This is a genomic window from Streptomyces laculatispora (assembly GCF_017353455.1).
Classification (GTDB): Bacteria; Actinomycetota; Actinomycetes; order Streptomycetales; family Streptomycetaceae; genus Streptomyces; species Streptomyces laculatispora.
Window position 1 is genome coordinate 1 of sequence record NZ_JAFMPZ010000433.1, and the last position, 3,987, is coordinate 3,987.

At 72.9% G+C, this 3,987-nt stretch carries 5 protein-coding genes and 1 pseudogene; 4 read left to right on the forward strand and 2 right to left on the reverse strand.

Annotated elements, in window-relative coordinates; translation table 11 throughout:
* Both J1C73_RS21405 and J1C73_RS21410 read left to right on the forward strand, forming a co-directional pair.
* Positions 1-927 (forward strand): alpha-amylase family glycosyl hydrolase (locus J1C73_RS21405; protein ID WP_207317841.1); only part of this gene is annotated, 927 nt, incomplete at its 5' end.
* A gap of 90 nt (positions 928-1,017) precedes the next feature.
* Positions 1,018-1,344, forward strand: coding sequence for a cupin domain-containing protein (locus tag J1C73_RS21410; RefSeq protein WP_207317842.1), 327 nt, complete (start codon positions 1,018-1,020; stop codon positions 1,342-1,344).
* Between the two features lie 9 nt (positions 1,345-1,353).
* On the opposite strand, the gene J1C73_RS21415 is transcribed toward J1C73_RS21410, so the two are convergent.
* Both J1C73_RS21415 and J1C73_RS21420 read right to left on the reverse strand, forming a co-directional pair.
* The gene (locus J1C73_RS21415) at positions 1,354-2,622 is read right to left on the reverse strand and encodes an RNA polymerase sigma factor (RefSeq protein ID WP_207317843.1); all 1,269 of its coding nucleotides are present in this window, start codon (positions 2,620-2,622) and stop codon (positions 1,354-1,356) included.
* Positions 2,622-2,978, reverse strand: a complete 357-nt coding sequence (locus tag J1C73_RS21420; protein ID WP_207317844.1) for a YciI family protein — start codon at positions 2,976-2,978, stop codon at positions 2,622-2,624. Before J1C73_RS21420 ends, J1C73_RS21415 begins: the two co-directional genes overlap by 1 nt.
* Before the next feature lie 153 nt (positions 2,979-3,131).
* Between J1C73_RS21420 and J1C73_RS21425 the strand changes: the two genes are divergently transcribed.
* Positions 3,132-3,758 carry a GNAT family N-acetyltransferase gene (locus J1C73_RS21425; RefSeq protein WP_207317845.1) on the forward strand — a complete coding sequence of 209 codons (627 nt, stop codon included), beginning with the start codon at positions 3,132-3,134 and terminating at the stop codon, positions 3,756-3,758.
* A gap of 99 nt (positions 3,759-3,857) precedes the next feature.
* Positions 3,858-3,987, forward strand: a pseudogene (locus J1C73_RS35095) (ABC transporter substrate-binding protein); the annotation flags it as partial.

The window sequence follows — 3,987 nt, forward strand, 5'->3', positions numbered from 1 at the left end:
AGCGACCCGCACCCCTTCGTCGACCGCGACGAACTGCACGCCATCTACCGCTCCTGGCGCGCCATCGCCGACGAGTACGGCGGCGTCTTCGTCGGCGAGGTCTGGCTCCCCGACACCGAACGGTTCGCCCGCTACCTGCGCCCCGACGAGCTGCACACCGCTTTCAACTTCAACTTCCTGGCCTGTCCCTGGGACGCCGGACTGCTGCGTACCGCCATCGAGGACACGCTCGCCGAGCACGCCTCGGTCGGCGCCCCCGCCACCTGGGTCCTGTGCAACCACGACGTCACCCGCACCGTCACCCGCTACGGCCGCACCGAGACCGGCTTCGACTTCGACGCGAAGACCTTCGGCACCCCGACGGACCTGGCCCTCGGCACCCGCCGCGCCTCGCTGGCCCTGCCCGGCGCGGCCTACCTCTACCAGGGCGAGGAACTCGGACTCCCGGAGGCGGACATCCCGCTGGACCGCATCCAGGACCCGATGCACTTCCGCAAGGGCGGCACCGACCCCGGACGCGACGGCTGCCGGGTGCCGCTGCCCTGGTCGGCGCAGGGGCCGTACGCGGGATTCGGCGCCACCGCCGAACCCTGGCTCCCGCAGCCGGCCGACTGGTCCTCCTACGCCGCCGACCTGCAGAGCGACGATCCGGAATCGATGCTCACCCTGTACCGCGAGGCGCTGCGGCTGCGCCGCGGCGAGCCGGGGTTCGGGACGGCGGGGGAGCCCGGCATCCGCAGGCTGACCTGGCTGGACGCGGCGCCCGGAGTGCTCTCCTTCAGCCGGACCGACGGCCTCCTCTGCGTGGTCAACCTGGCCGCCGAGGCGGCCGAGCTCCCCCGTCACACCGCGGTGCTGCTGGCCAGCGGCCCGCTCGACGCGGCGGGCAGGCTCCCGCAGGACACCGCGGTGTGGCTGCGAGCCTGACCTCCGCACGCAGCACGCACCTGCCCATGGGCCCGGCGGGGTCCATGGGCAGGATCGCGGGGGAACGAGGGCTGCGGCACAGTAGGGCATATGGACGCTCCGAATGATCTGAATGCCCTCGCCGACGAGCACCTGGCCGCGGCCCGCACCTCCGCGCACGGCCGCAGCGCCCACCTCCTGCTGCACGAGGAGCCGCTGCGGCAGACCGTCATCGCCCTGACCGCGGGCTCCGCGCTCGACGAGCACAACGCGCCGCCCGCCGCCTCCCTCCAGGTCCTGCGCGGCACGGTCCGGCTCACGGCCGCGTCCGGCGACGTGGAACTGGCACCCGGACGGCTGCACCCCATCCCGCAGGAGCGGCACGGACTGCTCGCGCTGGAGGACGCCGTGGTGCTGCTGACGGCGGTCAACGGCTGAAGGCCCCGGTCAGCCGTCGGGCAGCGCCCGGCGGCGGCGCCGCAGGAAGTCCCGCTCGGCCGTGTTCTGTGTGAGGTCCGCCGCAGTGTCGTAGGCGGACGCGGCCTCCCGGGTGCGGCCCAGACGGCGCAGCAGATCGGCCCGCACGGCATGGAACACGTGGTAGCCCTCCAGCTCCAGCTGGTCGACCAGGGCGAGGGCCGCTTTTGGACCGGCCACCTCCGCCAGGGCGACCGCACGGTTCAGCGCCACCACCGGGGTCGGGGCGGCCGCGAGCAACTGGTCGTAGAGCCGCAGGATCTGGCCCCAGTCGGTGGCGGACGCGGTCGCCGCGTCGCTGTGCACGGCGTTGATCGCCGCCTGGATCTGGTACGGACCCGGCCGGTCCCGCCGCAGGCACTGCCGTACGAGCGACTGCCCCTCGGCGATCAGCGCTCCGTCCCACAGATCGCGCCGCTGCTCATCCAGCGGCACCAGCTCGCCGGCGGGCCCCGAGCGCGCGGGACGCCGCGACTCGGTGAGCAGCATGAGGGCGAGGAGCCCCACCGCCTCCGGTTCGTCGGGCATCAGCGCGGTCAGCAGCCGCCCCAGGCGAACGGCCTCCGCGCAGAGGTCCTCGCGCACCAGCCGGTCGCCCGAACTCGCCGTGTATCCCTCGTTGAAGACGAGGTACACCACGGCGAGCACCGAGCGGAGCCGCTCGGGCAGATCGGCGTCGCGGGGCACCCGGTAGGGGATCCGGGCGTCACGGATCTTGGCCTTCGCGCGCACCAGCCGCTGCGCCATGGCCGGCTCCGGCACGAGGAAGGCGTGTGCCAGCTCCGCGGTGGTGAGGCCGCCGAGCAGCCGCAGGGTCAGGGCGATCTGCGCGGCGGTGGAGAGCGAGGGATGGCAGCAGGTGAATATCAGGCGGAGCCGGTCGTCGCGCACGGGTCCCTCCTCGGCCGGTTCGGTCCCGGCATGCAGCAGTGCGGCCTGGGCGTGCCGGTCGGCGCGGGAGGCCTCCCGGCGCAGCCGGTCGACGGCCCGGTTGCGCGCGGTGGTGATGATCCAGCCGGCCGGTGCGGGCGGCAGCCCGGTCACCGGCCACCGGTCGAGCGCGGTGGTGAACGCCTCCTGGACCGCCTCCTCGGCGATACCGATGTCACCGAACGCGCCGACGAGCACGGCGACGCACCGGCCGTACTCGGCACGGAAGAGACGCTCGATCTCCCGGGCGGGCACGGCCGGCTCGTCCGGTCCGCCGCCCGGGGCGGACCGGCCGGGCGAGCCCGTCATCAGCCCTCCACTTCACCCTCGAACGGGCGGACCTCGATGGGGAGCCCGATCGCCAGCGCGGCCTTGCGGCCCCAGTCGAGCCCGGCGTCCAGATCGGGGGCCTTGATGATGCTGAGCCCGCCGAGGTACTCCTTCCCCTCGATGTACGGCCCGTCGGTGAGCACCGTGCCGCCGTCCTTCGCCCGCACGACGGTGGCCGTGCTCGGCGCACTCAGCCCGCCGTCGAAGACCCAGGCCCCGGCCTGCTGGAGCTCCCGGTGGAAGCCCTCGACGTTCCGCATGATCCGTTCCATCTCCGCGGGGTCGGGCGGCACGCCGTCGGCCGGTGTGACGACGCTGAGCAGGTAGTGCTTCATGGGGTGCCTCCTCGGGTAATACGCCGGCGCCGTGCCGGCCTCTCACCCTCTATACGAACGGCTGCCGCCCGGATCGACACGGAACACGGCCGTGTTCGAGGAATTCCTCGCCCGCACCTGTTGGGAGCGCTCCCATGGCGGCAGGATGAGGCAATGACCCTGCGAACCGGCCTGCGCGCCTACCACCCGGACGACCGTGCGGACCTTGCCGACATCTGCGTCCGGACGGCCGACAACGGCGGCGACTCCCGGCACCTGTACGCGGACCAGGAGCTGGTGCCGTCGATCTTCGCCGCTCCGTACGCGTACCTCGAACCCGACCTGGCCTTCGTGGTCGACGACGGAACGGGCCGGGCGGTCGGATACATCCTCGGGACGGCGGACACACCGCGGTTCGTGACGGAGTTCCGCAAGCGCTGGCTGCCCCTGGTCGAGGACCGCTACCCGCGACCGGATGGCGAGCCGAGCTGTCCCGGCGACGAGATGATCGCGCTCCTGCACAACCCGGAGCGGATGATCCTGCCTGAACTGGCCGCCCACCCTGCCCACTTGCACATCGATCTGCTTCCGGAGTGGCAGCGCAGGGGGTACGGGAGAGAGCTGATGCGTACGTTCCTGGCAGCCCTGCGCGCCAAGGGGGTCGAGGGCGTGCATCTGTCCATGCTCACGGCCAACACCCCGGCCAGGGCCTTCTACGACCGGCTCGGCTTCGCCGAGATCCCGGTACCGGACCCAGGGCCCGTCAGCTACCTGGTGCGCGGCACCGAGGCGGACCTGTAGAACGACGCCGCGGCGGGGATGCCGCGCCGGATCACTGGGCAGGTACTGGTGTACGACCCCGAAACGGGGCGAAGCGGCCGGTGGCGAGGGGCGTGTGACGTGAGCGAGCAGACCGGGTGGCAATTCTCCGACGACCGCGGACAGTTGTCGTCCGCCGAGCGGCGCCCGACGCGGGTGCTCGCGTACGTCCAGGCCGGAGCGACCTTGTGGGACCACGGGATACGGCCGG